The organism is Micrococcus sp. APC 4021 (assembly GCF_030407635.1).
In the GTDB taxonomy this organism is placed as follows: domain Bacteria; phylum Actinomycetota; class Actinomycetes; order Actinomycetales; family Micrococcaceae; genus Micrococcus; species Micrococcus luteus.
In genome coordinates, this window is record NZ_JASDCZ010000006.1 from 13181 (window position 1) to 38544 (window position 25364).

Consider the following 25364-nt stretch of genomic DNA (forward strand, 5'->3'; position numbering starts at 1 on the left):
CTTCCGTCTTGCCCGTCACCAGACGTAGGCGAGGACTTCTCCGCCCACGCCCTTCTTGGCGGCCTGCTGGTTCGTGAGGAGACCAGAGGAGGTGGACAGGATGGCGATGCCGAGGCCGCCCAGCACGTGGGGCAGGTTCGTGGACTTCGCGTACACGCGCAGGCCCGGCTTGGAGATGCGGCGCAGGCCGGCGATCGCACGCTCACGCTGCGGGCCGAACTTCAGGTCGATGGTCAGCTTCTTGCCGACCTCGGCCTCCTCCTCGCGCCAGTCCTGGATGTAGCCCTCGGCCTTGAGGATCTCGGCGACGCGAGTCTTCAGCTTCGAGGACGGCATGGACACGGTGTCGTGGTAGGCCGAGTTTGCGTTGCGCAGACGGGTCAGCATGTCTGCGACGGGATCGGTCATGGTCATGTGGGCTTCACGCCCTTTCTCGCCGTGGTTTCCGCCACCGGTTCACCGGTGGAGGACCTGTGGCGTGGAGGTCTTACTGGTCGGTCTTGAACGGGAAGCCCAGCGCCTTGAGCAGCGCGCGGCCCTCGTCGTCGTTCTTGGCGGTCGTCACCACGGTGATGTCCATGCCGCGCACGCGGTCGATCTTGTCCTGATCGATCTCGTGGAACACGGTCTGCTCGGACAGGCCGAAGGTGTAGTTGCCGTTGCCGTCGAACTGGCGGTCGGACAGGCCGCGGAAGTCACGGATGCGCGGCAGCGCGAGCGTGACCAGGCGGTCCAGGAACTCCCACATGCGGTCGCCACGGAGCGTGGCGTGCGTGCCGATGGGCATGCCCTCACGCAGCTTGAACTGCGCGATGGACTTGCGGGCCTTGGTGATCATCGGCTTCTGGCCGGTGATGGCGGTGAGGTCGGCGACCGCGCCGTCGATGATCTTGGAGTCCTTGGCGGCCTCGCCGACGCCCATGTTGACGACGACCTTCACGAGACCCGGCACCTGCATGACGTTCCCGTACTGGAACTGCTCCTGCAGGGCGCCGCGGATCTCGTCGCGGTACTTGGTCTTCAGACGCGGGGTGACCTTCTCGGTCTGCTGCACCTCGGTCATCACAGCTCCTTCCCCGAGGCCTTGGCGAAGCGGACCTTCACGGTCTTGCTCACGCCGTCCTTCTCGACGGTCTCGAAGCGGTAGCCCACACGGGTCGGCTTCTTGGTCTCCGGGTCCACCACGGCCACGTTCGAGATGTGGATCGGGGCCTCGACGACCTGCAGGCCGCCCTCGGTGGAACCGTTGTTGTCCTGGCCGGCGCGCAGGTGCTTGGTCACGCGGTTCACGCCCTCGACGAGCACGCGCTCATCCGCCGGGAACACGCGCAGGACCTTGCCCTGCTTGCCCTTGTCCTTGCCACTGATGACCTGGACGAGGTCGTCCTTCTTGATCTTGGCCATGAGGTCAGATCACCTCCGGGGCGAGCGACACGATCTTCATGAACTTCTTGTCACGCAGCTCGCGACCCACGGGGCCGAAGATGCGCGTGCCACGGGGCTCGCCGTCGGTCTTCAGGATGACCGCCGCGTTCTCGTCGAACTTGATGTACGAGCCGTCGGGACGGCGGGACTGCTTGCGGGTGCGGACCACCACGGCCTTGACGACGTCGCCCTTCTTGACGTTGCCGCCGGGGATGGCGTCCTTCACGGTGGCGACGATGGTGTCGCCGATGCCTGCGTAGCGGCGTCCGGAACCGCCGAGAACACGGATGGTCAGGATTTCCTTCGCACCGGTGTTGTCGGCGACCTTGAGCCGCGACTCCTGCTGGATCACTTGTCTCTCCTAGCGTCGCGCCGGTTCTCCCCCACGATGGGCGAGCCTTGCGGAACGGTTGAACGGGCATCCCGGGACGCTTACCCCTCCCCCGAGGCGGGCCGCCCGCCGTCGTCCCCCGGCGACGCGTGTTCAGACAGCGTCGGGGAGGTCGAGAGCGGAGGGGCGCGCAGGGCAGGGCCGAGGCGGATCCGGGATCGGCGTGCGCGGCCCTCGGCACACAGGATGGATGGTCCTGCCAACGAGAGGGCGCACGAATATCAGAGTCTAACGCACAAGGCCGCCCCGTGCCAGTGCACGGGGCGGCCCTCTGCGTCGCCGGCCCTCAGGGGGCCGGGTCGATCACTTGGCGCGCTCGACGATCTCCACCAGACGCCACCGCTTGGAGGCGGACAGCGGGCGGGTCTCGGCGAGGCGGACGCGGTCGCCCACGCCGGCGGTGTTGTCCTCGTCGTGCGCCTTCACGCGCTTCGAGGTCTTCAGCACCTTGCCGTAGAGCGAGTGCTTCTTGCGGTCCTCGACCTCGACGACGATGGTCTTGTCCATCTTGTCGGAGACGACGATGCCACGGAGGGCCTTGCGGTAGCCGCGCTCCTCGGAGACGGCCGGGGTCTGCTCGGTCACTTGGCAGCCTCCTCGTTCTTCTCGGCCTGCGCCTCGGCGGCGACATCGCCGCGGATGCCCAGCTCGCGCTCGCGCAGGATCGTGTAGATGCGCGCGATGTCACGCTTGACGGCCTTCAGCCGGCTGGCGTTGTCCAGCTGACCGGTGGCGGCCTGGAAGCGCAGGTTGAACAGCTCCTCCTTGGAGGACTTCAGGGCCTCCAGCAGGCGGGCGTTGTCCATCCCGTCCAGGGACTCGACGTTCAGATCCTTGGTGCCGATCGCCATGGGATCACTCACCACCCTCTCGACGGATGATACGGGCCTTCAGCGGCAGCTTGTGGATGGCCAGGCGGAGCGCCTCGCGGGCGACGTCCTCCGTGACACCCGACAGCTCGAAGAGCACGCGTCCGGGCTTGACGTTGGCGACCCACCACTCCGGCGAGCCCTTGCCGGAGCCCATGCGGGTCTCGGCGGGCTTCTTGGTGAGCGGACGGTCCGGGTAGATGTTGATCCAGACCTTGCCGCCACGCTTGATGTAGCGGGTCATGGCGATACGGGCGGCCTCGATCTGACGGTTGGTCACATAGGCCGGCGTGAGCGCCTGGATGCCCCACTCGCCGAACGTCACGGTGGTGCCGCCCTTGGCGGCGCCGGAACGCTTGGGGTGGTGCTGCTTGCGGTGCTTGACGCGACGGGGGATCAGCATCAGGCGTTGCCTCCTTCAGCGGGAGCGGCGGCCGGGGTCTCGGCGCCGGCGCCGGCGTTCTCCTGGCGGGGAGCACGCTCGGCGCGATCGTTGCGACGACGACGCTCACCGCCGCCACGGCGCTCGCCGCCACGGCCACGGCCGGAGGGCTGCGCGGCCTCCTTGGCCGCGAGCTCCTTGGCGGTCAGGTCGCCCTTGTAGATCCAGACCTTCACGCCGATGCGGCCGAAGGTGGTCTTGGCCTCGAACTTGCCGAAGTCGATGTTCGCGCGGAGGGTGTGCAGCGGCACGCGACCCTCGCGGTAGAACTCCGAGCGGCTCATCTCGGCGCCGCCGAGGCGGCCGGAGCACTGGATGCGGATGCCCTGCGCGCCGGCGCGCATGGCGGACTGGATCGCCTTCTTCATCGCGCGGCGGAACGCCACGCGCGAGGCGAGCTGCTCGGCCACACCCTGCGCCACCAGCTGGGCATCGGTCTCGGGGTTCTTGACCTCGAGGATGTTCAGCTGGATCTGCTTGCCGGTGAGCTTCTCGAGCTCACCGCGGATGCGGTCGGCCTCGGCGCCGCGGCGGCCGATCACGATGCCCGGACGCGCGGTGTGGATGTCCACGCGCACGCGGTCACGGGTGCGCTCGATCTCCACCTTGGAGATGCCGGCGCGCTCCATGCCGGTGGTCATCAGCTCGCGGATCTTGACGTCCTCCTTGAGGAAGTCAGCGTAGCGCTGGCCCTCCTTGTGGGAGTCCGCGAACCAGTGCGAGACGTGGTCGGTGGTGATGCCGAGGCGGAACCCGTTGGGGTTGATCTTTTGGCCCATTGTCAGTTCCCACCCTTCTCGTCCTTGGACGCGACGACCACGGTCACGTGGCTCGTGCGCTTGTTGATGCGGTACGCGCGGCCCTGAGCACGGGGCTGGAACCGCTTCATGGTCGGGCCCTCGTCCACGAAGGCCTCGGTGATGTAGAGGGCGTCCTCGTCGAAGGCCTGGCCCTCGCGGTCCGCCTTGACGCGGGCGTTCGCCACCGCGGAGGCCACCAGCTTGTACACCGGCTCCGAAGCGCCCTGCTGGGCGAACTTCAGGATGGCCAGTGCTTCGGTGGCCTGCTTGCCACGGACCAGGTCGACGACGCGCCGGGCCTTCATCGGCGTCACGCGCAGGTGGCGCGCAATTGCCTTGGCTTCCATTGCTTCTCTCTTTCGATTCTCGAGAAGGTCAAGCGTGCTGTGCCCTCAGGCTCAGCGGCGCTTGCCCTTCTTGTCGTCCTTCACGTGGCCGCGGTAGGTCCGGGTCGGGGCGAACTCGCCCAGCTTGTGACCCACCATGGACTCGGTGACGAACACCGGGACGTGCTTGCGTCCGTCGTGGACCGCGATGGTGTGACCCAGCATGTCCGGGATGATCATCGACCGGCGGGACCAGGTCTTGATGACGTTCTTGCTGCCCTTCTCGTTCTCGGCCAGAACCTTCAGGTAGAGGTGCTGATCGACGAAGGGGCCCTTCTTCAGGCTGCGAGGCATGTCTTCCCTGCTCCCTTATCGCTTGTTCTTGCCGGTACGACGGCGACGCACGATGAGCTTGTCGCTTTCCTTGTTCGGACGACGCGTGCGGCCCTCGGGCTTGCCGTTCCGGTTGACGGGGTGACGACCGCCGGAGGTCTTGCCCTCGCCACCGCCGTGCGGGTGGTCGACCGGGTTCATGACGACGCCGCGGACGGTCGGGCGGACGCCCTTCCAGCGCATGCGGCCGGCCTTGCCCCAGTTGATGTTCGACTGCTCGGCGTTGCCGACCTCGCCGATCGTGGCGCGGCAGCGCACGTCGACGTTGCGGATCTCACCGGAGGGCAGGCGCAGCTGGGCGTACTTGCCCTCGCGGGCGACCAGCTGCACGGACGCGCCGGCGGAGCGGGCCATCTTGGCGCCGCCGCCGGGGCGCAGCTCCACCGCGTGGATGGTGGTGCCCACGGGGATGTTGCGCATCGGCAGGTTGTTGCCGGGCTTGATGTCGGCGTTCGGGCCGGCCTCGACCACGTCGCCCTGCTTCAGCTTGGCCGGGGCCAGGATGTAGCGCTTGGCGCCGTCCGCGTAGTGCAGCAGCGCGATGCGGGCGGTGCGGTTCGGGTCGTACTCGATGTGCGCGACGGTGGCGGGCACGCCGTCCTTGTCGTGGCGACGGAAGTCGACCAGGCGGTACTGGCGCTTGTGGCCGCCGCCCTTGTGACGGGTGGTGATGCGACCGGTGTTGTTGCGGCCGCCGGTCTTGTGCAGCGGACGGAGAAGGGACTTCTCCGGCGTGGACCGGGTGATCTCTGCGAAGTCGGCCACGGACGAGCCACGCAGGCCCGGGGTGGTCGGCTTGTACTTACGGATAGCCATGTGTCAGTTCCTCGATTAAGTGGTCTCCGCACGCCGATCAGGCGAGCGGACCTCCGAAGATGTCGATGGTCCCGTCCTTGAGCGTGACGATGGCACGCTTGGTGGACTTGCGCTGGCCCCACCCGAAGCGGGTGCGACGGCGCTTGCCGGAACGGTTCAGGGTGTTGACCGAGGCCACGTCGACGTTGAAGATGCGCTCCACCGCCTGCTTGATCTCGGACTTGTTGGAGCGCGGGTCGACCAGGAAGGTGTACTTGCCCTCGTCGATCAGACCGTAGCTCTTCTCCGACACGACGGGAGCGATGATCACGTCGCGGGGATCCTTGTTGATGGAGCCGCTCACTGGGCATCCTCCTTCTTGGCGCCGGAAGCCTGGGCCACGTACGCCTCGTAGGCCGCCTGGGTGAACACGACGTCGTCGGAGACGAGCACGTCGTAGGTGTTCAGCTGGTCGGCGTACAGGGTGTGGACCGCGGGCAGGTTGCGGGCGGACAGGGCGGCGACGTCGTCGGCCCGGTCGATCACCAGCAGCACGTTCTTGCGGCCGGTGTTCAGGGACGCGAGGCCCGCCTTGGCGGCCTTGGTGGACGGGGTGGTCCCGGACACGAGGGCCTCGATGACGTGGACGCGGCCGTTGCGGGCGCGGTCCGACAGGGCACCGCGCAGGGCGGCGGCCTTCATCTTCTTGGGGGTGCGCTGCGAGTAGTCACGCGGGGTCGGGCCGTGGACGATGCCGCCGCCGGTCATGTGCGGGGCGCGGATGGAGCCCTGACGGGCGCGGCCGGTGCCCTTCTGCTTGAACGGCTTGCGACCGGCGCCGGACACCTCGCCGCGGCGCTTCGTCTTGTGCGTGCCCTGGCGGGCGGCGGCGAGCTGGGCGACGACGACCTGGTGCATGAGCGGCACGTTGGACTGCACGTCGAAGAGCTCGGCGGGCAGATCGACCTGGACGGTCTTCACGGAGTTCTCAGCCATGGTCTCAGGCTCCCTTCACGGCGCTGCGGACGAGCACGACCTGGCCCTTGGAGCCGGGCACCGCGCCCTTGATCAGCAGGAGGTTGTTCTCCACGTCGATGCCGTGGAGGGTCAGGTTCATGGTGGTCTGGCGCACGGCGCCCATGCGACCGGGCATGCGCTGGCCCTTGAACACGCGGCCGGGGGTGGACGCGCCGCCCACGGAGCCGGGCTTGCGGTGGTTCTTGTGCTGGCCGTGCGAGGCGCCCACACCGGCGAAGCCGTGGCGCTTCATGGCGCCGGCGAAGCCCTTGCCCTTGGTGGTGCCCACGACGTCGACCTTCTGGCCGGCCTCGAAGACCTCCACGGTCACGTCCTGGCCGAGGGAGTACTCGGCGGCGTCGGCGGTGCGCAGCTCGACGAGGTGGCGACGCGGGGTCACGCCGGCCTTCTCGAAGTGACCGGCCAGGGGCTTGGTCACGCGGCGGGGATCGATCTGGCCGTAGGCGATCTGCACGGCGGTGTAGCCGTCGGTCTCCTCGGAGCGCAGCTGGGTGACGACGTTCGGGTCTGCCTTGACCACGGTCACAGGGATGAGCTTGTTGTCCTCATCCCAGACCTGGGTCATGCCGAGCTTCGTGCCCAGCAGGCCCTTGATGTTCTGGGTGTTGGTCATAGTCTCTCAGCACCTCCCTCTCAGAGCTTGATCTCGATGTTGACGTCCGCGGGCAGGTCCAGTCGCATGAGCGAGTCGACGGCCTTCGGGGTCGGGTCGATGATGTCGATGAGCCGCTTGTGGGTGCGCATCTCGAAATGCTCGCGGCTGTCCTTGTACTTGTGGGGAGAACGGATAACGCAGTACACGTTCTTCTCCGTCGGCAGCGGCACGGGGCCGACCACCGTCGCGCCTGCGCGCGTGACCGTGTCAACGATCTTGCGGGCCGAGACGTCGATGACCTCGTGGTCGTACGACTTCAGCCGGATGCGGATCTTCTGTCCCGCCATGGCGTCACGCCTCTCTCGTCGGGTGTGCTGTTCCTGTCCCTGTGCGGCGGATCGTGCCCGCCTTCTTGTCCTCCACCCGCGCGGGGCGAATCCGGTCGGACCGGGTTCCTCGCCGCCGCCGGACTCCGGTCCACGCGGTCGGGCGTGTCGCATTCCTGGGAGGGCACGCGCCTGTGGCGGGTCGGAGTGGTGACGTCACATCTGGGCCGAGCTGCCGCCGCGAGACACACGACGACAGCGCAATGGCGCTTGAGCAACCGAATCAGTATAGACAGAACCGGGCCCGGTCCGCCAATCGGCGGGCCGGGCCCGACGGCCCCCCGGGCTCAGCGGCCCCACTCGGTGGGCGGGCCGGCGTTGAGCAGCAGGGTGAAGACGACGGCGACCACGGCGACCGCCAGGAGCGCGCTGACCACCGGATGGCGCAGCACCACGACGAGAAGCCGTTCGAGGGGCCCCCGCTCCCCCGGCGCGCGGTCCACGACCTGCCACCGCGACGCCGGCTCGCCGCGCCGCCGCTGGGCCCGCTCGAACGGGACCGTCATGAACGGGACGATCGTCGAACCGAGGCCGAGGAGTCCGCGGGCCACGGGCCACCGCCCGTCGATCCACACGGCGACCGTCACCACGAGGTAGCAGAGGAACACGAAGCCGTGGACGCCGCCGGCGATCGGCACCACCCGCTCCGTGACTCCGCCGTACTTGAGGCCCATGGCGATCAGCAGACCGGCCCAGGTGAACATCTCGGCCATCGCCGTGACGGCGAAGAGGCGGCGCGGGCCGGGCAGGCTCATCGCTCCAGCTCCCCGCCGCGGTTCGCGCGCCGGATGCGCCGGGCACGGTCGATCTCGGGACGGAAGGTCCGCAGCGCCCAGCGCACGGCCACGACGGCCACGGCGAGCACCACGATGAGGATGAGCAGTTCAGGCATGCTCCCCAGCCTAGCCGCCGCCGCCGCGCCGTCGTCGGACACGGCGACGCCCCCGCCTCCGGGGGACCCGGAGACGGGGGCGTCGCGCGTCAGCGGCTCAACGGAGCCACGAGACGGGATGCGTCAGATCACTTGGTGATCTTGGTGACGCGGCCGGAGCCCACGGTGCGGCCACCCTCGCGGATGGCAAAGCCGAGGCCCTCCTCCATGGCGATCGGCTGGATGAGCTCGACCGACATCTCGGTGGTGTCGCCGGGCATGACCATCTCGGTGCCCTCGGGCAGCGTGATGACGCCGGTGACGTCGGTGGTGCGGAAGTAGAACTGCGGGCGGTAGTTCGAGTAGAACGGGTTGTGACGGCCACCCTCGTCCTTGGACAGGATGTAGACGTTCGCCTCGAAGTTGGTGTGCGGGGTGATGGAGCCCGGCTCCACCACAACCTGGCCGCGCTCCACGTCGTCGCGCTTCAGGCCGCGCAGCAGCAGACCGCAGTTCTCGCCGGCCCAGGCCTCGTCGAGCTGCTTGTGGAACATCTCGATGCCGGTGACGGTGGTCTTCTGCACGTCGCGGATGCCGACGATCTCGACCTCGGAGTTGATCTTCAGGGTGCCGCGCTCGGCGCGACCGGTCACCACGGTGCCACGACCGGTGATGGTGAAGACGTCCTCGATCGGCATCAGGAACGGCTTGTCCTTGTCGCGGACCGGGTCCGGGATGAACTCGTCCACGGCCTCCATGAGGTCCTCGACGGACTTGACCCACTGGGGGTCGCCCTCGAGGGCCTTCAGACCGGAGGTGCGGATGACCGGGGCCTCGTCGCCGTCGAAGTCCTGGGAGGACAGCAGCTCGCGGACCTCCATCTCGACGAGCTCGAGGAGCTCCTCGTCCTCGACCATGTCCGACTTGTTCAGGGCCACGAGCAGGGCCGGCACGCCGACCTGGCGGGCCAGGAGCACGTGCTCACGGGTCTGGGCCATCGGGCCGTCGGTGGCGGCGACCACGAGGATCGCGCCGTCCATCTGAGCGGCGCCGGTGATCATGTTCTTGATGTAGTCGGCGTGACCGGGGGCGTCCACGTGGGCGTAGTGACGCTTCTCGGTCTGGTACTCCACGTGGGAGATGTTGATGGTGATGCCGCGCTGACGCTCCTCGGGGGCGGAGTCGATCGTCGCGAAGTCACGGGCCTCGTTCAGGTCCGGGTACTTGTCGTACAGGACCTTCGAGATGGCGGCGGTCAGCGTGGTCTTGCCGTGGTCAACGTGGCCGATGGTGCCGATGTTGACGTGCGGCTTCGTCCGCTCGAACTTTGCCTTTGCCACTAGTTCCTCCTAAGAACTGGTTCATCGTCAAGAAGACTGCTCAGCCGCCTGCGACGTGCTGACAACTTGACTGAGTCTACTCGGATGGTGCGGGGTTGGGGAAATCCCGGCCTCACGAGGGCCAGTCCGGTTCCAGGCCGTCGGGACCGCCGGAAGCGGACCGGACCTGACCCGTCCTGATCGCGGACCGCCGCGCCGGGAAGGGCGGTCCGGTCGCCCCGGGCCGGCCGCGGCTGCGGCGGCCGACCCGGGGCAGGTCGTTCAGAGCAGGTGACCTGCGGTCACTCGCCCTGGGACTTCTGGATGATCTCGTCCGCCACGGCCTTGGGGACCTCGGCGTAGGAGTGGAAGGTCATCGAGTACACCGCGCGGCCCTGCGTCTTGGAGCGCAGGTCGCCGATGTAGCCGAACATCTCCGACAGCGGCACGAGGGCGTTGACCACCTTCACGCCGGTGGCGTCCTCCATGGACTGGATCTGGCCGCGGCGGGAGTTCAGGTCGCCGATGACGTCGCCCATGAACTCCTCGGGGGTGCGGACCTCCACGGCCATCAGCGGCTCGAGGATGATCGGGTTGGCCTTGCGGACACCCTCCTTGAAGGCCTGGGAGCCGGCGATCTTGAACGCCATCTCCGAGGAGTCGACGTCGTGGTACGCGCCGTCGAGCAGGGTGGCCTTCACGCCGACCATCGGGTAGCCGGCCAGCACGCCGAACTGCATGGCGTCCTGGATGCCCGCGTCCACCGAGGGGATGTACTCGCGGGGCACGCGACCGCCGGTGACGGCGTTCTCGAACTCGTAGACCTCGCCCTCGGCGGTGTCCAGGGGCTCGAAGGACAGCTGCACCTTGGCGAACTGGCCGGAGCCGCCGGTCTGCTTCTTGTGCGTGTAGTCGACCTTGTCGACCTTGCGCTTGATGGTCTCGCGGTACGCGACCTGGGGCTTGCCCACGTTGGCCTCGACCTTGAACTCGCGCTTCATACGGTCCACGAACACGTCCAGGTGGAGCTCGCCCATGCCGCCGATCTCGGTCTGGCCGGTCTCCTCGTTGAGGTTCACGCGGAACGTGGGGTCCTCGGCGACGAGCTTCTGGATGGCGGTGGAGAGCTTCTCCTGGTCACCCTTGGTCTTCGGCTCGATGGCCACGGAGATCACGGGCTCCGGGAAGGTTATCGACTCGAGGATGATCGGGTTCGCGGGATCGCACAGGGTGTCGCCCGTGGTGGTGTCCTTGAGGCCGATCACGGCGTAGATGTGGCCGGCGACCACCTCGTCCACCGGGTTCTCCTTGTTGGCGTGCATCTGGAACAGCTTGCCGATGCGCTCCTTCTTGCCCTTGGTGGCGTTGAGGATCTGCGCACCGGACTCCAGGCGGCCGGAGTACACGCGGATGAAGGTCAGCGTGCCGAAGAAGGGGTGCGTGGCGATCTTGAAGGCGAGCGCCGAGAACGGGGCCTCCTTCGACGCCTCGCGCTCCAGCACCTCCTCCTCGTCGTTCACGGCGTGGCCCTTGACGGAGCCGGCGTCCAGCGGGTTCGGCAGGTAGGCGACCACGGCGTCCAGCATCGGCTGCACGCCACGGTTCTTGAACGCGGAGCCGCAGAACACCGGGTAGGCCTCGGCGTTCACGGTCAGCTGGCGCACGCCGGCCTGGATCTCCTCGACGGTGAGCTCCTCGCCCTCGAGGTACTTCTCCATGAGCTCCTCGGAGGTCTCGGCGACGGCCTCGACGAGCTCGTTGCGGTACTCCTCGGCCTTCTCCTGGAGCTCGGCGGGGATCTCGCGAGTCTCATAGGAGGCGCCCATGGTGACGTCGCCCTTGGCGTCGCCCGGCCACACGAAGGCCTTCATGGAGAGCAGGTCGACGACGCCCACGAAGTCGTTCTCGGCGCCGATCGGCAGCTGCATCACGAGCGGACGCGCGCCGAGGCGCTTCACGATGGTGTCGACGGTGAAGTAGAAGTCCGCACCCAGCTTGTCCATCTTGTTGACGAAGCAGATGCGCGGGACGTTGTACTTGTCCGCCTGGCGCCACACGGTCTCCGACTGGGGCTCCACGCCCTCCTTGCCGTCGAACACGGCGACGGCGCCGTCGAGCACGCGCAGCGAGCGCTCCACCTCGACCGTGAAGTCCACGTGGCCGGGGGTGTCGATGATGTTGATCTGGTGGTCGTTCCAGAAGCAGGTCACCGCGGCGGAGGTGATGGTGATGCCGCGCTCCTTCTCCTGCTCCATCCAGTCCGTCGTCGCGCCGCCGTCGTGGGTCTCGCCCAGCTTGTGGTTGACACCCGTGTAGAACAGGATGCGCTCGGTGGTGGTGGTCTTGCCGGCATCGATGTGGGCCATGATGCCGATGTTGCGGACCTTGTGCAGGTCGGTCAGCACGTCCTGTGCCACGGTGTCTCCCTTGGTCGGGTGGAATGGGGGGGCTCGTGAGGTGGATGCGGTGGGTGGCCCGTCCGAGAGGACGCACCTGCGGCCCGAGGCGCGGATCGCGCGCCCCGGGCCACACGGATCACCAGCGGTAGTGGGCGAAGGCCTTGTTGGCCTCGGCCATCTTGTGGGTGTCCTCGCGACGCTTCACGGCGCCGCCCAGGCCGTTCGAGGCGTCCAGGATCTCGTTCATCAGGCGCTCGGTCATGGTCTTCTCACGGCGGGCCTTGGAGAAGCCGACCAGCCAGCGCAGGGCCAGGGCCGTGGAGCGGCCCGGCTTGACCTCGACGGGCACCTGGTAGGTGGCGCCGCCGACGCGGCGGGAGCGCACCTCGAGGGCCGGCTTGATGTTGTCCATGGCCTTCTTGAGGGTGGCCACGGGATCGGCGCCGTTCTTGGCACGGGCGCCCTCGAGCGCGCCGTACACGATGCGCTCGGCGGTGGACTTCTTGCCGTCGACGAGCACCTTGTTGATCAGCTGCGTGACCAGCGGGGAGCCGTAGACGGGATCGACGACGAGGGGGCGCTTCGGCGCAGGACCCTTACGAGGCATTACTTCTTCTCCTTCTTGGCGCCGTAGCGGGAGCGGGCCTGGCCGCGGTTCTTCACGCCCTGGGTGTCGAGGGCGCCGCGCACGATCTTGTAGCGCACGCCGGGCAGGTCCTTCACACGACCGCCGCGGACGAGCACGATCGAGTGCTCCTGCAGGTTGTGGCCCTCGCCGGGGATGTAGGCGGTGACCTCGATGCCGCCGTTCAGGCGCACACGGGCGACCTTGCGCAGCGCCGAGTTCGGCTTCTTGGGCGTGGTGGTGTACACACGGGTGCACACGCCACGACGCATGGGGTTCCCCTGCAGGGCAGGGGCCTTCGTATTGACGACCTTGGGTGAGCGGCCCTTGCGGACCAGCTGCTGAATCGTAGGCACTCTTCAGCCTTCCTGTGTTTCGGTGATCGCTGACGTGATCGACCGGCGCCCGGGGCGCCGGCTGCTCGTTCCTCTGCTCTGCCTCTCCCTGTGGGGGCTCGCAACGAGCAGACGTCCGCAGGCGTGCAAAAGTGTGGCATCTGCCGCGCAATGACCCCGCGACCCGGACAGCGTCCAATTTGCCACACGAAAAACAATCCTTGACAGCATAGCACGCCCCGGCGCCGTCGACGAGCCGGCCCCGCACGCCAAGGGGCCCGCCGCTCCCCCGCGTGAGCGGCGGAACGGCGGGCCCCCTGGGGGACGGGGATCAGGCGCGGAAGTCGCCCCCGCGGTCGTAGTCGTCCAACGAGACGGCGTGGAAGTCGTTCTCGCCGAGCGACTGGTCCAGGCCCGGGTAGTCGAAGTCCGCGAAGCCGGCCGGCGAGGCGAACAGGTTGGCCTTCGCCTCCTCCGTCGGCTCCACGACGGTCTTCGTGTAGCGGTCCAGGCCCGTGCCGGCCGGGATCAGCTTGCCGATGATCACGTTCTCCTTCAGGCCCAGCAGCGGGTCGGACTTGCCCTCCATGGCCGCCTGCGTCAGGACGCGGGTCGTCTCCTGGAAGGACGCGGCCGACAGCCACGAGTCCGTGGCCAGCGAGGCCTTCGTGATGCCCATCAGCTCGTCGCGGCCGGAGGCCGGCTGGCGGCCCTCAGCGACGGCGGCGCGGTTGGCGGCCACGAAGCGCGCCCGGTCCGTGAGCTCGCCCGGCAGCAGGTCGGTGTCACCGGACTCGATGACGGTGATGCGACGCAGCATCTGCCGGACGATGACCTCCACGTGCTTGTCGTGGATGCCCACGCCCTGGGACTGGTACACGTTCTGCACCTCGTCCACGAGGAACCGCTGCGCGGCCCGCGGGCCGAGCACGCGCAGAACCTGCTTCGGGTCCACGGCGCCGGCCACGAGCTGCGTGCCCACCGGCACGTGCTCGCCGTCGGCCACGAGGATGCGCGCACGGCGCAGCACCGGGTAGGCGATCTCCTCGGAGCCGTCGTCCGGCGTGAGCAGCAGGCGCACGGACGCCTCGGTGTCCTCGATGGTCACGCGGCCGGCGACCTCGGAGATCGGGGCCACGCCCTTCGGGGTGCGGGCCTCGAAGAGCTCCTGGATGCGGGGCAGACCCTGCGTGATGTCGTCGGCCGAGGCCACACCGCCGGTGTGGAACGTGCGCATGGTGAGCTGGGTGCCCGGCTCACCGATCGACTGGGCCGCGATGATGCCGACGGCCTCGCCGATGTCCACCAGCTGGCCGGTGGCCATGGAGCGGCCGTAGCACTTCGCGCAGGTGCCCACGGCGGACTCGCAGGTCAGGACCGAGCGGACCTTGATCTCCGTGACGCCGGCGGCCACCAGCTCGCCGATCAGCACGTCGCCCACGTCCGCACCGGCCGAGGCCAGCACCGTGCCGTCCTCGCCCGTGACGTCCTGGGCCAGCGTGCGGGCGAAGGCCGAGTTCTCGACCTGCTCGTGGGCCACCAGCTCGCCGTCGGCGTTCGGGGCGGCGATCGTGACGGACAGGCCGCGCTCGGTGCCGCAGTCGTCCTCGCGGACGATGACGTCCTGGGACACATCGACGAGACGACGGGTCAGGTAGCCCGAGTTCGCGGTCTTCAGCGCGGTGTCCGCGAGGCCCTTGCGGGCGCCGTGGGTGGCGGAGAAGTACTCGAGCACGGACAGGCCCTCGCGGTACGAGGACTTGATCGGACGCGGGATGATCTCACCCTTCGGGTTGGCCACGAGGCCGCGGATGCCCGCGATCTGGCGCACCTGGAGCCAGTTGCCTCGCGCACCGGAGGACACCATGCGGTTGATGGTGTTGAGCTCCGGCAGGCCGTCCTTCATGGCCGCGGCGACCTCGTCGGTGGCCTTGTTCCAGATGTCGATCAGCTCGGAGCGACGCTCGTCGTCCGCGATCAGGCCCTTGTCGTACTGCTGCTGCACGCGCTGGGCCTGCTCCTCGTAGCCCTCCATGATGGCGGCCTTGTCGAAGTCGGAGGTGATGTCCGAGATCGCCACGGTCACACCCGACCAGGTGCCCCAGTGGAAGCCGGCGTCCTTGAGGTTGTCCAGCGTCTGCGCGGTGACGACCATCGGGTAGCGCTCGGCCAGGTCGTTGACCAGCTGACCGAGGGTGCCCTTGGTCGCCTGCTTGTCCAGCCACGGGTAGTCGTCCGGCAGCAGCTCGTTGAACAGCACCTTGCCCAGGGTGGTCTCGATGAGGGCGATCTCGCCCTCGGACCAGCCCTCGGGGGCCGGCACGTCCGCCGACGGCACGAAGCCCTCGACGCCGATCCGTGCGGGCGCGTTCAGGTGCAGGTCGCCGCCGTCGAACGCCATGATGGCCTCGCCGACGGTCGCGTACAGGTTGCCCGCGCCGACCTCGTCCGGACGCACCGTGGTGAGGTGGTTCAGTCCGATGATCATGTCCTGGGCCGGCACGGCGACCGCGCGGCCGTCCGAGGGCTTCAGGATGTTGTGGCTCGAGAGCATGAGCAGGCGCGCCTCGGCCTGGGCCTCCGGCGACAGGGGCAGGTGGACCGCCATCTGGTCGCCGTCGAAGTCCGCGTTGAACGCGGAGCAGACCAGCGGGTGCAGCTGCAGGGCCTTGCCTTCCACGAGCTGCGGCTCGAAGGCCTGGATGCCCAGACGGTGCAGGGTGGGGGCGCGGTTCAGCAGGACCGGGTGCTCGGTGATGACCTCCTCGAGCACGTCCCAGACCTGCGGACGGAAGCGCTCCACCATGCGCTTGGCGGACTTGATGTTCTGCGCGTGGTTCAGGTCCACGAGACGCTTCATCACGAACGGCTTGAACAGCTCCAGCGCCATCTGCTTCGGCAGGCCGCACTGGTGCAGCTTGAGCTGGGGACCCACCACGATGACCGAGCGGCCCGAGTAGTCCACGCGCTTGCCGAGCAGGTTCTGACGGAACCGGCCCTGCTTGCCCTTGAGCATGTCGGAGAGTGACTTGAGCGGGCGGTTGCCCGGGCCGGTCACCGGCCGGCCGCGGCGGCCGTTGTCGAACAGCGAGTCCACGGCCTCCTGCAGCATGCGCTTCTCGTTGTTGACGATGATCTCGGGCGCGCCGAGGTCGAGCAGCCGCTTCAGGCGGTTGTTGCGGTTGATCACGCGACGGTACAGGTCGTTGAGGTCGGAGGTCGCGAAGCGGCCGCCGTCCAGCTGCACCATCGGACGCAGCTCCGGCGGGATCACCGGGACGGCGTCCAGGACCATGCCCTCGGGCGAGTTGTCCGTGGTCAGGAACGCGTTGACGACCTTCAGGCGCTTCAAGGCGCGGGTCTTGCGCTGGCCCTTGCCCGTCTTGATGGTCTCACGCAGCATCTCGGACTCGGCCTCGAGGTCGAAGGTCTGCAGGCGACGCTGGATCGCCTCCGCGCCCATCGAGCCCTCGAAGTACTGGCCGTACTTGTCCCGCATGGCGCGGTACAGACCCTCGTCGCCCTCGAGGTCGGCGACCTTGAGGTTCTTGAAGCGGTCCCAGACCTGCTCCTTGCGGTCCAGGTCCGCGTCCGCGCGCTTGCGGATCTGCGCCATGGTCTTGTCCGCGGCGTCGCGGGCCTTCTTCTTCTCGGCGGCCTTGGCGCCCTCGGACTCCAGCTTGGCCAGGTCCTTCTCGAGGTCGGCGGCCACCGCGGCGATGTCGGAGTCACGCTGGTCGGCCAGGACACGGGTCTCCTGGTCGTACTCGGCCTGGAGGTTGGCCAGGTCGCGGTGCCGGGCCTCCTCGTCCACCGAGGTGATCATGTACGCCGCGAAGTAGATGACCTTCTCGAGGTCCTTCGGCGCCAGGTCCAGCAGGTAGCCCAGGCGCGAGGGCACGCCCTTGAAGTACCAGATGTGGGTGACCGGCGCAGCCAGCTCGATGTGGCCCATGCGGTCGCGGCGCACCTTCGAGCGGGTCACCTCGACGCCGCAGCGCTCGCAGATGATGCCCTTGAAGCGCACGCGCTTGTACTTGCCGCACGCGCACTCCCAGTCACGGGTGGGGCCGAAGATCTTCTCGCAGAAGAGTCCGTCCTTCTCCGGCTTCAGGGTGCGGTAGTTGATGGTCTCCGGCTTCTTGACCTCGCCGTAGGACCAGCGGCGGATGTCCTCCGCCGTGGCCAGGCCGATGCGCATCAGGCCGAAAGAGTTGTCAGTGGACATGCTGTTCACGCTCATGCTCCGGTGAACTCCCTTGGTTCAGTGGTTCTCAGGTGACGTCTTGTGGATGCGGGATCGGGCCCGGCTCAGACTTCCTCCACCGAGCTGGGCTCGGCGTGGGAGAGGTCGATGCCCAGCTCCTCGGCGGCGCGGTAGACCTCGTCCTCCGCGTCGCGCATCTCGATGGCCTGGCCGTCGGCGGAGAGGACCTCCACGTTCAGGCAGAGGGACTGCATCTCCTTGATGAGCACCTTGAAGGACTCGGGAACACCCGGCTCCGGGATGTTCTCGCCCTTGACGATGGCCTCGTAGACCTTCACGCGGCCGTGGATGTCGTCGGACTTGATGGTCAGCAGCTCCTGGAGGGTGAACGCCGCGCCGTACGCCTCGAGCGCCCACACCTCCATCTCGCCGAAGCGCTGGCCGCCGAACTGGGCCTTACCGCCCAGCGGCTGCTGCGTGATCATCGAGTACGGGCCCGTGGAACGGGCGTGGATCTTGTCGTCCACCAGGTGGTGCAGCTTGAGCATGTACATGTAGCCCACGGACACCGGGTCCGGGAACGGCTCGCCGGTGCGGCCGTCGAACAGCTGCGCCTTGCCGCTGTCGCTCATGAGACGGTCGCCGTCGCGGGTCACGTTCACGTGGCCGAGCAGGCCCGTGATCTCGTACGCCTCGGCGCCGTCGAACACCGGGGTGGCCACGTTGACCGGACCGGACTGCCGCGGGAAGTTCGGCAGGTCCTTGATCCACTCCGGCTCGCCCTGGATGTCCCAGCCGCGCGAGGCGGCCCAGCCCAGGTGCAGCTCCATGACCTGGCCGAGGTTCATGCGGCCGGGGACGCCGAGCGGGTTCAGCACGATGTCCACCGGGGTGCCGTCCGCCAGGAACGGCATGTCCTCGAGCGGCAGGATCTTCGAGATGACGCCCTTGTTGCCGTGGCGGCCGGCCATCTTGTCGCCGTCGGTGATCTTGCGCTTCTGCGCCACGTAGACGCGCACCAGCTGGTTCACGCCCGGGGGCAGGTCGTCGTCCTCGTCGCGGTCGAAGATGCGCACGCCGATGACGGTGCCGGACTCGCCGTGCGGCACCTTCAGGGACGTGTCGCGGACCTCGCGGGACTTCTCGCCGAAGATCGCGCGCAGCAGGCGCTCCTCCGGGGTCAGCTCGGTCTCGCCCTTCGGGGTCACGCGGCCGACCAGGATGTCGCCGGCCTCCACCTCGGCGCCGATGTGGATGATGCCGCGCTCGTCGAGCTGCGAGAGCACCTCCTCGGACACGTTGGGGATGTCGCGCGTGATCTCCTCGGCGCCCAGCTTGGTGTCGCGGGCGTCGACCTCGTGCTCCTCGATGTGGATCGAGGTGAGGACGTCCTCCGAGACCATGCGCTGGGACAGGATGATCGCGTCCTCGTAGTTCAGGCCCTCCCAGGGCATGAACGCGACGAGGAGGTTCTTGCCGAGCGCGAGCTCGCCGTTGTCCGTGGCGGGACCGTCGGCGATGATGCTCAGCGGCTCCACCCGCTCGCCCTCGGAGACGCGCACCCGCTGGTTGTAGGCGTTGCCCTGGTTCGAGCGGGCGAACTTCATGATCGGGTAGTGCGTGGTGGTGCCGTCGTCGTTCATGACGGTCACCAGGTCCGCGGCCACCTCGGTCACGACGCCGCCCTGGGTGGCCGTCACGGAGTCGCCCGCGTCCACGGCCACGTACTTCTCCATGCCGGTGCCCACGTAGGGGGCCTCGGAGCGGAGCAGCGGCACGGCCTGACGCTGCATGTTCGCGCCCATGAGCGCGCGGTTGGCGTCGTCGTGCTCGAGGAACGGGATCAGGGCGGTGGCCGCCGACACCATCTGGCGCGGGGACACGTCCATGTAGTCGATCTCGTCCACGGTCGAGAGCACGGGCTCGCCGTCGCCGCCGCGCTGGCGGCAGAGCACGAACTCCTCCTCGAACCGGCCGTCCTCATCCACCGGGGCGTTCGCCTGGGCGATCTGGAAGGCCAGCTCGTCGTCGGCGGTCAGGTAGTCCACGGTGTCCGTGACCCGGCCGTCGACCACGCGGCGGTACGGGGTCTCGATGAAGCCGAAGGAGTTGATCCGGCCGAAGGTCGCCAGCGACCCGATGAGGCCGATGTTCGGGCCTTCCGGGGTCTCGATGGGGCACATGCGGCCGTAGTGCGACGGGTGGACGTCACGGACCTCCATGCCGGCACGGTCGCGGGACAGGCCGCCCGGGCCGAGCGCGGACAGGCGACGCTTGTGCGTCAGGCCGGCCAGCGGGTTGTTCTGGTCCATGAACTGGGACAGCTGCGAGGTGCCGAAGAACTCCTTGATCGCCGCCACCACGGGGCGGATGTTGATCAGGGTCTGCGGGGTGATCGCCTCGACGTCCTGGGTGGTCATGCGCTCGCGCACGACGCGCTCCATGCGGGACAGGCCGGTGCGGATCTGGTTCTCGATCAGCTCGCCCACCGCACGGATGCGACGGTTGCCGAAGTGGTCGATGTCGTCGATCTCCACGCGCACATCCACCGGCTCGCCGTCGCGCGTGCCCTTGATGACGGTCTCGCCGGCGTGCAGCGCGGCGATGAAGTGCACCATCTGGACGATGTCGTCCTCGGTGAGCACAGACGCGTTGGGGTCGCCGAGGTGCACGTCCACGCCGAGCTTGCGGTTGAGCTTGTAGCGGCCCACCTTGGCGAGGTCGTAGCGCTTCGGGGTGAAGTACAGGTTGTTCAGCAGCGTCTGCGCGGCGTCGACGGCGGCCGGCTCGCCCGGGCGCAGCTTGCGGTAGATGTCGAGCAGGGCCTCGTCCTGGTCCGCGGTGCCGTCCTTCTCGAGGGTGGCGCGGATGGAGTCGTAGTGGCCGAACTCCTCCAGGATGCGGGACTCGGTCCAGCCCATGGCCTTGAGCAGCACCGTCACGGGCTGCTTGCGCTTGCGGTCGAGGCGGACGCCGACCTGGTCACGCTTGTCCACCTCGAGCTCGAACCAGGCGCCGCGCGAGGGGATGATCTTCGCGGAGAAGATCTCCTTGTCCGAGGTCTTGTCCGGGGTGCGCTCGAAGTAGGCGCCCGGGGAGCGGACCAGCTGGGAGACGACGACGCGCTCGGTGCCGTTGATGATGAACGTGCCGTTGCGGGTCATCAGCGGGAAGTCGCCCATGAAGACGGTCTGCTGCTTGATCTCGCCGGTCGTGTTGTTCATGAACTCGGCCTTGACGTACAGCGGGGCGGAGAAGGTCGCGTCGCGATCCTTGCACTCCTCCTCCGTCATCTTCGCGTCGGCGAACTCGGGCTCGGCGAAGGACAGGGACATGGTGCCCTGGAAGTCCTCGATCGGGGAGATCTCCTCGAAGATGTCCGTCAGTCCCGAGGTGACGGGCACGGAGTGGTCGTCGGCGGCCAGGGCGGCGTCCACGCGCGCGGCCCACCGCTCATTGCCGATCAGGCGGTCGAACGACTCGGTCTGCAGCGCCAGCAGGTCCGGCACGTCCAGCGGCTCGGAGATCTTGGCGAAGGAGACGCGTCCGGCGGAGGCGCCGGATCGCGGGGAGACGGTAGCGGTTTCGTTGGAGGTGCTCGAGGCGACCACGTAGGATCCTTCCACAGGCCTTCTGGGTTCCGTTCGCTCCCCTGCCGCGAGACGGCGGCGCCGGCCCACCGCTATATGAAGGCCGTGCGGAACCGTGCGGGCCACGGCGGGACGCGAGGTCCTGCGGGCGGCACGGAACAGGGGAGATGCAAAGATCCATCCTATCCGCGCCCGTCGCCCCTGTCCAGCCGGGGGTGCGTGACCCGGGACGCCACGAGGCCCCCGGTCCGCAGCGCGGGTCCGGGGGCCTCGTGAGGAGGCGTGATGCGGCTCAGGCCGCGATCATCACTTGAGGGTGACGGTGGCGCCGGCGCCCTCGAGCTGCTCCTTGGCCTTCTCGGCGGTCTCCTTGTTGACGCCCTCGAGGATGGGCTTGGGAGCGCCGTCCACCAGGTCCTTGGCCTCCTTCAGGCCGAGGGAGGTGAGGGCGCGCACCTCCTTGATGACGCCGATCTTCTTGTCGCCGGCGGCCTCGAGGACGACGTCGAACTCGTCCTTCTCCTCGGCGGCGGCGGCCTCGGCACCACCGGCGGCACCGCCGGCGGCGGCCACGGCCACGGGGGCGGCGGCGGTGACGTCGAACTTCTCCTCGAACGCCTTGATGAACTCGGACAGCTCGATGAGGGTCAGCTCCTCGAACGCGGCGAGCAGCTCTTCGGTGGTCAGCTTGGCCATGATGGCTCCTTTACGGGTACGTCTTGACTACGTGTGAAGTGGTGGGCCGTGCAGCCCGGGGCGGACTGCTCAGGCAGCCTCGCCCTGCGCGGCGCGCAGCGCCTCGACCGTGCGGACGGTCTTGGACAGCGGCGCCTGGAACAGGGCGGCAGCCTTGGACATGCTGCCCTTCATCGCGCCGGCGAACTTGGCCAGCAGCACCTCGCGGGACTCGAGGTCCGCGAGCTTCTTGATGCCGGCCTCGTCCAGGGGCTGGCCATCCATGTAGCCGCCCTTGAGCACGAGCTTCTCGTGATCCTTGGCAAAGTCACGCAGGGCCTTCGCGACGTTGACCGGGTCCCCGGTCACGAACGCGATCGCGGTGGGACCGGACAGGTGAGCCTCGAGGCCCTCCAGACCGGCGTCCTTGGCCGCGATCTCGGCCAGCGTGTTCTTCGCCACGGCGTAGGTCGCGTCCTGACGGATGGAGTCGCGCAGCTGCTTGAGCTCCGTCACCGTCAGGCCACGGTATTCCGTCAGAACAGCGGCGCTGGACTCACGGAACAGGTCCGTGAGCTCAGCCACCGCCGACTCCTTCGCGGACGTCGCCATGGCACTCCTCTCGATGATGCGTGGGAACCGCCACCCCGAGACGAGAAAGCGCCCCGTGCAGATGCACGGGGCGCAGCAGGAGCATCGACGCGGCCGGACCCGGAGGGTCGACGTGCGGATGCGAGCGTGGCTCACGTTCACCTGCGCGGGCCGTCTCCGTCAGGGAGATCCTTCGGTGGGCTCTGCCCGGAGGCAGGGCACCACGACCGGCGGTCTTCGGTAGGCACCAGCGTACACGTCCGGGGCGGGCCCGCAAAATCGACCCGGGACGACGCCGGCCGGTCGTCCCCGCTGCGGGGACGACCGGCCGACGTCGTGGGCCCCGATCACCGGGGCCGCGTGGCTCAGAGCTCGGAGGAGTCCACCGAGGTCACGTTCGGGTCCATGGGCACGCCCGGGCCGAAGGTGGTGGCCACGGTGGCCTTGGAGATGTAGCGGCCCTTGGAGGAGGACGGCTTCAGACGCAGGACCTCCTCGAGGGCTGCGGCGTAGTTCTCCACCAGGGCCTTGGCCTCGAAGGAGGTCTTGCCGATGATGAAGTGCAGGTTGGAGTGCTTGTCGACGCGGAAGTCGATCTTGCCGCCCTTGATGTCGGCCACGGCCTTGGCCACGTCCGGGGTCACGGTGCCGGTCTTGGGGTTCGGCATCAGGTTGCGGGGGCCGAGCACCTTGCCCAGACGGCCGACCTTGCCCATGAGCTCCGGGGAGGCCACGGCGGCGTCGAAGTCCACCCAGCCCTCGGAGATCCGGGCGATCAGGTCGTCGTCGCCCACGACGTCCGCGCCGGCGGCGCGGGCGGCCTCGGCGCGGTCACCGGTGGCGAACACGACGACGCGCGCGGTCTTGCCGGTGCCGTGGGGCAGGCTCACGGAGCCGCGGACCATCTGGTCGGCCTTGCGGGGGTCGACCGAGAGGCGGAGGGCCACCTCCACGGTGGCGTCGGTCTTGGAGGGGTTGGTCTCCTTGGCGAGGCGGATCGCCTCCACCGGCGAGTACAGATCCTCGCCGATCGCGGCCTTGGCCGCCTTGTATGCCTTGCTGCGCTGTGCCATCTGCGTTCTTCTCCTTGTGCAGTCGTGGTCTGCGGACCGCGCTCGGCCCTGCCACTGGAAGGGGGTGGGGGTGGGCGTCAGCCCTCGACGGTGATGCCCATCGAGCGGGCGGTGCCCGCGATGATCTTGGCGGCGGCCTGGACGTCGTTGGCGTTCAGGTCCTCCATCTTGGTCTGGGCGATCTCCTCGCACTGGGCCTGGGTCAGCGTGCCGACCTTGGCCGTGTGCGGGGTGGCGGAGCCCTTGGCGACGCCGGCGGCCTTCTTGATGAGCTCGGCGGCCGGCGGGGTCTTGGTCACGAAGGTGAACGAGCGGTCCTCGTACACGGTGATCTCGACCGGGACCACGTTGCCGCGCTGCGACTCGGTGGCGGCGTTGTACGCCTTGCAGAACTCCATGATGTTCACGCCGTGCTGGCCCAGGGCGGGGCCGATGGGCGGGGCCGGGTTGGCGGCGCCGGCCTGGATCTGAAGCTTGATCAGACCGGTGACCTTCTTCTTGGGAGCCATGAGTGGATCCTTCTCTCACTGGGGGACCCTCGGCGCAGGAGCGCACCGGGGGCGGTGGCCGCCGTGGCGCGGCGGCCGGTGCCGCGTCCGGGCCGGCAGGCGGCCGGCCCGGTGCGGAAGCGTCGGGTGTCCTCAGATGGCCTTGGTCACCTGGTTGAAGGACAGCGTCACGGGGGTCTCGCGCTCGAAGATCGAGACGAGCACCACGAGCTGCTGGGCCTCCGGCTTGATCTCGGAGATCGTGGCCGGGAGGGTCTCGAACGGGCCGTCGTTGACGGTGACCGACTCGCCGACCTCGAAGTCCACGTGGATCGCGGGGGCGGCGGGCGCGCCGGACTCGGCCGCGGCGGGGACGGCCAGGCCGGCCTTCTCGGCGGCGCGGGCGGCCTCCTGGATCACGGACGGGGCGAGCATGTCGTACACCTCGTCCAGGCTGAGCGGCTGCGGGTGGTGGGCGTCGTTGCCCACGAAGCCCGTGACGCCCGGGGTGTGCCGTACGACGCCCCACGAGGCGTCGTCGAGGTCCATGCGGACGAGCACGTAGCCCGGGATGCGCACGCGCGAGACGATCTTGCGCGTGGTGTTCTTGATCTCCACGACCTCCTCCATGGGGACCTCGATCTCGTAGATCGAGTCCTCCATGTCCTGGGTCAGGATGCGGGCCTCGAGGTTCGTCTTCACGCGCTTCTCGTAGCCGGCGTAGGTGTGGACGACGTACCAGTCGCCGGGCTGGCGGCGCAGGCGGGTGCGCAGCTCCTCGGCGGGGTCCACGGCGGGCTCGTCGTCGGACTGCTCCTCGACGGGGGTCGGTGCGTCCTCGCCCTCGGCGACGGCCAGGTCGGCCTCCTGCACGGTGGCCTCGGCGGTCTCGTCACCGCTGCCGGCGACCTCGTCCAGGGCGTCCTCGACGGGCGTGCCGGCGTCCTGCGCGGTCTCGGCGGTCTCCTCGGCCACGGCGTCCTCCGACATCGGGACGGACTCCTCGGCGGGCTGACGATCCAGTTCCTGCTCGGACACGGTTCCTGCTTTCTGCTGACGGACGGCGGGCCCTGCCGTCGGGGAGGGCCCTCACGGGCGTGCGGGGGACGCGTCCTGCGACGTCGGGACCGTCCGCGCCGGGCTCAGAGGCCGCCGGCGCCGAACAGGAGACCCGCCACGGTGCCGAACACCCAGTCCAGCCCCATGACCAGCAGGATCATGAACGCCACGAAGGCGAGCACCACTCCGGTCGTGCGCAGCAGCTCCTCGCTCGTGGGGGTGACGACCTTGCGGAGCTCGTCCACCACCTGGCGCAGGAACAGCGCGATCCGCGCGAACAGCCCGCGACGCTGCCTGCTCGGCGTGGGGGCGGGCCCCCCGCCGTTCGCCGCCATCTCAGTCACGTGGCCTCACTCGTCGGATCGCCGAATCGCTTTCTACACGTCCGATGCCGAGCACAAGGCTCGGCATCGAGCAGGGCAGACAGGACTCGAACCTGCAACCTGCGGTTTTGGAGACCGCTGCGCTACCAATTGCGCCACTACCCTTCGGACCGACGGAGCCGGCCGAACCCTCGTGGGATCGACCGTGAACGCGGTACCGGAGATCCAGGATACGCCATCGGGCGGCGGGAGTCGAACGGGCCCCGGGCAGTCAGTACCCTGGCAGGACGGAGCCCCGCTCCGCCCCGCCCTCCCCGTCGAGCTCGAAGAAGGTCCCCATGGCCGCGCC

Annotated in this window: 29 protein-coding genes and 1 tRNA gene; all 30 read right to left on the minus strand. The window is 68.6% G+C overall.

Features of this window, described 5'->3' with window-relative positions; translation table 11 throughout:
- Window positions 1-15 precede the first annotated feature (15 nt).
- The 30 genes from rpsH to QL983_RS01480 all read right to left on the minus strand — a co-directional run bounded on the left by rpsH (window position 16) and on the right by QL983_RS01480 (window position 25180).
- Window positions 16-414, minus strand: a complete 399-nt coding sequence (gene rpsH, locus QL983_RS01335; RefSeq protein ID WP_002857494.1) for a 30S ribosomal protein S8 — start codon at window positions 412-414, stop codon at window positions 16-18.
- A 73-nt stretch (window positions 415-487) separates the two neighbouring features.
- Complete coding sequence (gene rplE / locus QL983_RS01340; RefSeq protein WP_036317773.1) at window positions 488-1063, minus strand: 50S ribosomal protein L5; 576 nt, start codon at window positions 1061-1063, stop codon at window positions 488-490.
- The gene (gene rplX, locus QL983_RS01345; RefSeq protein ID WP_036317770.1) at window positions 1063-1404 is read right to left on the minus strand and encodes a 50S ribosomal protein L24; all 342 of its coding nucleotides are present in this window, start codon (window positions 1402-1404) and stop codon (window positions 1063-1065) included. Before rplX ends, rplE begins: the two co-directional genes overlap by 1 nt.
- A 4-nt stretch (window positions 1405-1408) precedes the next feature.
- On the minus strand, window positions 1409-1777 hold the full coding sequence (gene rplN, locus QL983_RS01350; protein WP_002857487.1) for a 50S ribosomal protein L14: 369 nt from the start codon (window positions 1775-1777) through the stop codon (window positions 1409-1411).
- A 342-nt stretch (window positions 1778-2119) separates the two neighbouring features.
- Entirely contained in the window at window positions 2120-2401 is a 282-nt protein-coding gene (gene rpsQ / locus QL983_RS01355) for a 30S ribosomal protein S17 (protein WP_036317768.1), read from the minus strand.
- A complete protein-coding gene (rpmC, locus tag QL983_RS01360) occupies window positions 2398-2667 on the minus strand; it encodes a 50S ribosomal protein L29 (RefSeq protein WP_036317766.1) in 270 nt (89 codons plus the stop codon). The genes rpsQ and rpmC overlap by 4 nt, the downstream gene beginning before the upstream one ends.
- Window positions 2668-2671: 4 nt before the next feature.
- A complete protein-coding gene (gene rplP / locus QL983_RS01365; RefSeq protein WP_036317764.1) occupies window positions 2672-3088 on the minus strand; it encodes a 50S ribosomal protein L16 in 417 nt (138 codons plus the stop codon).
- A complete protein-coding gene (gene rpsC / locus QL983_RS01370; RefSeq protein WP_002857479.1) occupies window positions 3088-3906 on the minus strand; it encodes a 30S ribosomal protein S3 in 819 nt (272 codons plus the stop codon). The genes rplP and rpsC overlap by 1 nt, the downstream gene beginning before the upstream one ends.
- Before the next feature lie 2 nt (window positions 3907-3908).
- On the minus strand, window positions 3909-4274 hold the full coding sequence (rplV, locus tag QL983_RS01375) for a 50S ribosomal protein L22 (protein ID WP_017487837.1): 366 nt from the start codon (window positions 4272-4274) through the stop codon (window positions 3909-3911).
- A gap of 51 nt (window positions 4275-4325) precedes the next feature.
- Window positions 4326-4607: a 30S ribosomal protein S19 gene (gene rpsS, locus QL983_RS01380; RefSeq protein WP_002857475.1), complete on the minus strand. Its 282-nt coding sequence runs from the start codon at window positions 4605-4607 to the stop codon at window positions 4326-4328.
- A 15-nt stretch (window positions 4608-4622) separates the two neighbouring features.
- Window positions 4623-5462 (minus strand): 50S ribosomal protein L2, encoded by an 840-nt coding sequence (gene rplB, locus QL983_RS01385; RefSeq protein ID WP_010080386.1) that lies wholly within the window; start codon window positions 5460-5462, stop codon window positions 4623-4625.
- A 37-nt stretch (window positions 5463-5499) separates the two neighbouring features.
- Window positions 5500-5805 (minus strand): 50S ribosomal protein L23, encoded by a 306-nt coding sequence (rplW, locus tag QL983_RS01390; protein WP_002857471.1) that lies wholly within the window; start codon window positions 5803-5805, stop codon window positions 5500-5502.
- The gene (gene rplD / locus QL983_RS01395) at window positions 5802-6437 is read right to left on the minus strand and encodes a 50S ribosomal protein L4 (protein WP_036381542.1); all 636 of its coding nucleotides are present in this window, start codon (window positions 6435-6437) and stop codon (window positions 5802-5804) included. Before rplD ends, rplW begins: the two co-directional genes overlap by 4 nt.
- Before the next feature lie 4 nt (window positions 6438-6441).
- Window positions 6442-7092: a 50S ribosomal protein L3 gene (rplC, locus tag QL983_RS01400; protein ID WP_036317759.1), complete on the minus strand. Its 651-nt coding sequence runs from the start codon at window positions 7090-7092 to the stop codon at window positions 6442-6444.
- Window positions 7093-7112: 20 nt separating this feature from the next.
- Window positions 7113-7421: a 30S ribosomal protein S10 gene (rpsJ, locus tag QL983_RS01405; RefSeq protein WP_002857463.1), complete on the minus strand. Its 309-nt coding sequence runs from the start codon at window positions 7419-7421 to the stop codon at window positions 7113-7115.
- Window positions 7422-7747: 326 nt separating this feature from the next.
- Window positions 7748-8215, minus strand: a complete 468-nt coding sequence (locus tag QL983_RS01410; RefSeq protein ID WP_036317755.1) for a DUF3817 domain-containing protein — start codon at window positions 8213-8215, stop codon at window positions 7748-7750.
- A complete protein-coding gene (locus QL983_RS01415; protein WP_162833779.1) occupies window positions 8212-8352 on the minus strand; it encodes a hypothetical protein in 141 nt (46 codons plus the stop codon). The genes QL983_RS01410 and QL983_RS01415 overlap by 4 nt, the downstream gene beginning before the upstream one ends.
- Window positions 8353-8480: 128 nt before the next feature.
- Window positions 8481-9671 carry an elongation factor Tu gene (gene tuf / locus QL983_RS01420; RefSeq protein WP_036317754.1) on the minus strand — a complete coding sequence of 397 codons (1191 nt, stop codon included), beginning with the start codon at window positions 9669-9671 and terminating at the stop codon, window positions 8481-8483.
- A gap of 281 nt (window positions 9672-9952) precedes the next feature.
- Complete coding sequence (gene fusA, locus QL983_RS01425) at window positions 9953-12067, minus strand: elongation factor G (RefSeq protein WP_036317752.1); 2115 nt, start codon at window positions 12065-12067, stop codon at window positions 9953-9955.
- A 118-nt stretch (window positions 12068-12185) separates the two neighbouring features.
- Window positions 12186-12656, minus strand: coding sequence for a 30S ribosomal protein S7 (rpsG, locus tag QL983_RS01430; RefSeq protein WP_010080379.1), 471 nt, complete (start codon window positions 12654-12656; stop codon window positions 12186-12188).
- Entirely contained in the window at window positions 12656-13030 is a 375-nt protein-coding gene (gene rpsL / locus QL983_RS01435) for a 30S ribosomal protein S12 (RefSeq protein WP_002854787.1), read from the minus strand. The genes rpsG and rpsL overlap by 1 nt, the downstream gene beginning before the upstream one ends.
- A gap of 310 nt (window positions 13031-13340) precedes the next feature.
- Entirely contained in the window at window positions 13341-17237 is a 3897-nt protein-coding gene (locus tag QL983_RS01440; RefSeq protein ID WP_036317751.1) for a DNA-directed RNA polymerase subunit beta', read from the minus strand.
- A gap of 83 nt (window positions 17238-17320) precedes the next feature.
- Window positions 17321-20827 (minus strand): DNA-directed RNA polymerase subunit beta, encoded by a 3507-nt coding sequence (gene rpoB, locus QL983_RS01445; protein ID WP_036317750.1) that lies wholly within the window; start codon window positions 20825-20827, stop codon window positions 17321-17323.
- Window positions 20828-21112: 285 nt separating this feature from the next.
- Window positions 21113-21502 carry a 50S ribosomal protein L7/L12 gene (rplL, locus tag QL983_RS01450; protein WP_036317747.1) on the minus strand — a complete coding sequence of 130 codons (390 nt, stop codon included), beginning with the start codon at window positions 21500-21502 and terminating at the stop codon, window positions 21113-21115.
- A 69-nt stretch (window positions 21503-21571) separates the two neighbouring features.
- Window positions 21572-22093 (minus strand): 50S ribosomal protein L10, encoded by a 522-nt coding sequence (rplJ, locus tag QL983_RS01455; RefSeq protein ID WP_002854782.1) that lies wholly within the window; start codon window positions 22091-22093, stop codon window positions 21572-21574.
- Window positions 22094-22437: 344 nt separating this feature from the next.
- Window positions 22438-23145, minus strand: coding sequence for a 50S ribosomal protein L1 (gene rplA / locus QL983_RS01460; protein ID WP_036317746.1), 708 nt, complete (start codon window positions 23143-23145; stop codon window positions 22438-22440).
- A 77-nt stretch (window positions 23146-23222) separates the two neighbouring features.
- A complete protein-coding gene (gene rplK, locus QL983_RS01465; RefSeq protein WP_010080374.1) occupies window positions 23223-23654 on the minus strand; it encodes a 50S ribosomal protein L11 in 432 nt (143 codons plus the stop codon).
- Window positions 23655-23786: 132 nt separating this feature from the next.
- The gene (gene nusG, locus QL983_RS01470; protein WP_036317744.1) at window positions 23787-24671 is read right to left on the minus strand and encodes a transcription termination/antitermination protein NusG; all 885 of its coding nucleotides are present in this window, start codon (window positions 24669-24671) and stop codon (window positions 23787-23789) included.
- Between the two features lie 104 nt (window positions 24672-24775).
- Window positions 24776-25027 (minus strand): preprotein translocase subunit SecE, encoded by a 252-nt coding sequence (secE, locus tag QL983_RS01475; RefSeq protein WP_036317743.1) that lies wholly within the window; start codon window positions 25025-25027, stop codon window positions 24776-24778.
- An 80-nt stretch (window positions 25028-25107) separates the two neighbouring features.
- Window positions 25108-25180, minus strand: a tRNA-Trp gene (locus QL983_RS01480).
- Between the last annotated feature and the right edge of the window lie 184 nt (window positions 25181-25364).

Excerpts from the sequence above, each read along its gene's own strand:
- rplB (WP_010080386.1), bottom strand. The coding sequence starts at position 5,462 with ATGGCTATCCGTAAGTACAAGCCGACCACCCCGGGCCTGCGTGGCTCG.
- rplV (WP_017487837.1), bottom strand. The coding sequence starts at position 4,274 with ATGGAAGCCAAGGCAATTGCGCGCCACCTGCGCGTGACGCCGATGAAG.
- secE (WP_036317743.1), bottom strand. The coding sequence starts at position 25,027 with ATGGCGGCGAACGGCGGGGGGCCCGCCCCCACGCCGAGCAGGCAGCGT.
- QL983_RS01440 (WP_036317751.1), bottom strand. The coding sequence starts at position 17,237 with ATGTCCACTGACAACTCTTTCGGCCTGATGCGCATCGGCCTGGCCACG.
- rpsH (WP_002857494.1), bottom strand. The coding sequence starts at position 414 with ATGACCATGACCGATCCCGTCGCAGACATGCTGACCCGTCTGCGCAAC.
- rplP (WP_036317764.1), bottom strand. The coding sequence starts at position 3,088 with ATGCTGATCCCCCGTCGCGTCAAGCACCGCAAGCAGCACCACCCCAAG.
- rplA (WP_036317746.1), bottom strand. The coding sequence starts at position 23,145 with ATGGCACAGCGCAGCAAGGCATACAAGGCGGCCAAGGCCGCGATCGGC.
- QL983_RS01410 (WP_036317755.1), bottom strand. The coding sequence starts at position 8,215 with ATGAGCCTGCCCGGCCCGCGCCGCCTCTTCGCCGTCACGGCGATGGCC.
- rplJ (WP_002854782.1), bottom strand. The coding sequence starts at position 22,093 with ATGGCGACGTCCGCGAAGGAGTCGGCGGTGGCTGAGCTCACGGACCTG.
- rplK (WP_010080374.1), bottom strand. The coding sequence starts at position 23,654 with ATGGCTCCCAAGAAGAAGGTCACCGGTCTGATCAAGCTTCAGATCCAG.
- rpsC (WP_002857479.1), bottom strand. The coding sequence starts at position 3,906 with ATGGGCCAAAAGATCAACCCCAACGGGTTCCGCCTCGGCATCACCACC.
- rplD (WP_036381542.1), bottom strand. The coding sequence starts at position 6,437 with ATGGCTGAGAACTCCGTGAAGACCGTCCAGGTCGATCTGCCCGCCGAG.
- rpmC (WP_036317766.1), bottom strand. The coding sequence starts at position 2,667 with ATGGCGATCGGCACCAAGGATCTGAACGTCGAGTCCCTGGACGGGATG.
- rpsS (WP_002857475.1), bottom strand. The coding sequence starts at position 4,607 with ATGCCTCGCAGCCTGAAGAAGGGCCCCTTCGTCGATCAGCACCTCTAC.
- QL983_RS01415 (WP_162833779.1), bottom strand. The coding sequence starts at position 8,352 with ATGCCTGAACTGCTCATCCTCATCGTGGTGCTCGCCGTGGCCGTCGTG.
- rplC (WP_036317759.1), bottom strand. The coding sequence starts at position 7,092 with ATGACCAACACCCAGAACATCAAGGGCCTGCTGGGCACGAAGCTCGGC.
- rplX (WP_036317770.1), bottom strand. The coding sequence starts at position 1,404 with ATGGCCAAGATCAAGAAGGACGACCTCGTCCAGGTCATCAGTGGCAAG.
- rpsG (WP_010080379.1), bottom strand. The coding sequence starts at position 12,656 with ATGCCTCGTAAGGGTCCTGCGCCGAAGCGCCCCCTCGTCGTCGATCCC.
- rplE (WP_036317773.1), bottom strand. The coding sequence starts at position 1,063 with ATGACCGAGGTGCAGCAGACCGAGAAGGTCACCCCGCGTCTGAAGACC.
- rpsJ (WP_002857463.1), bottom strand. The coding sequence starts at position 7,421 with ATGGCGGGACAGAAGATCCGCATCCGGCTGAAGTCGTACGACCACGAG.
- rplL (WP_036317747.1), bottom strand. The coding sequence starts at position 21,502 with ATGGCCAAGCTGACCACCGAAGAGCTGCTCGCCGCGTTCGAGGAGCTG.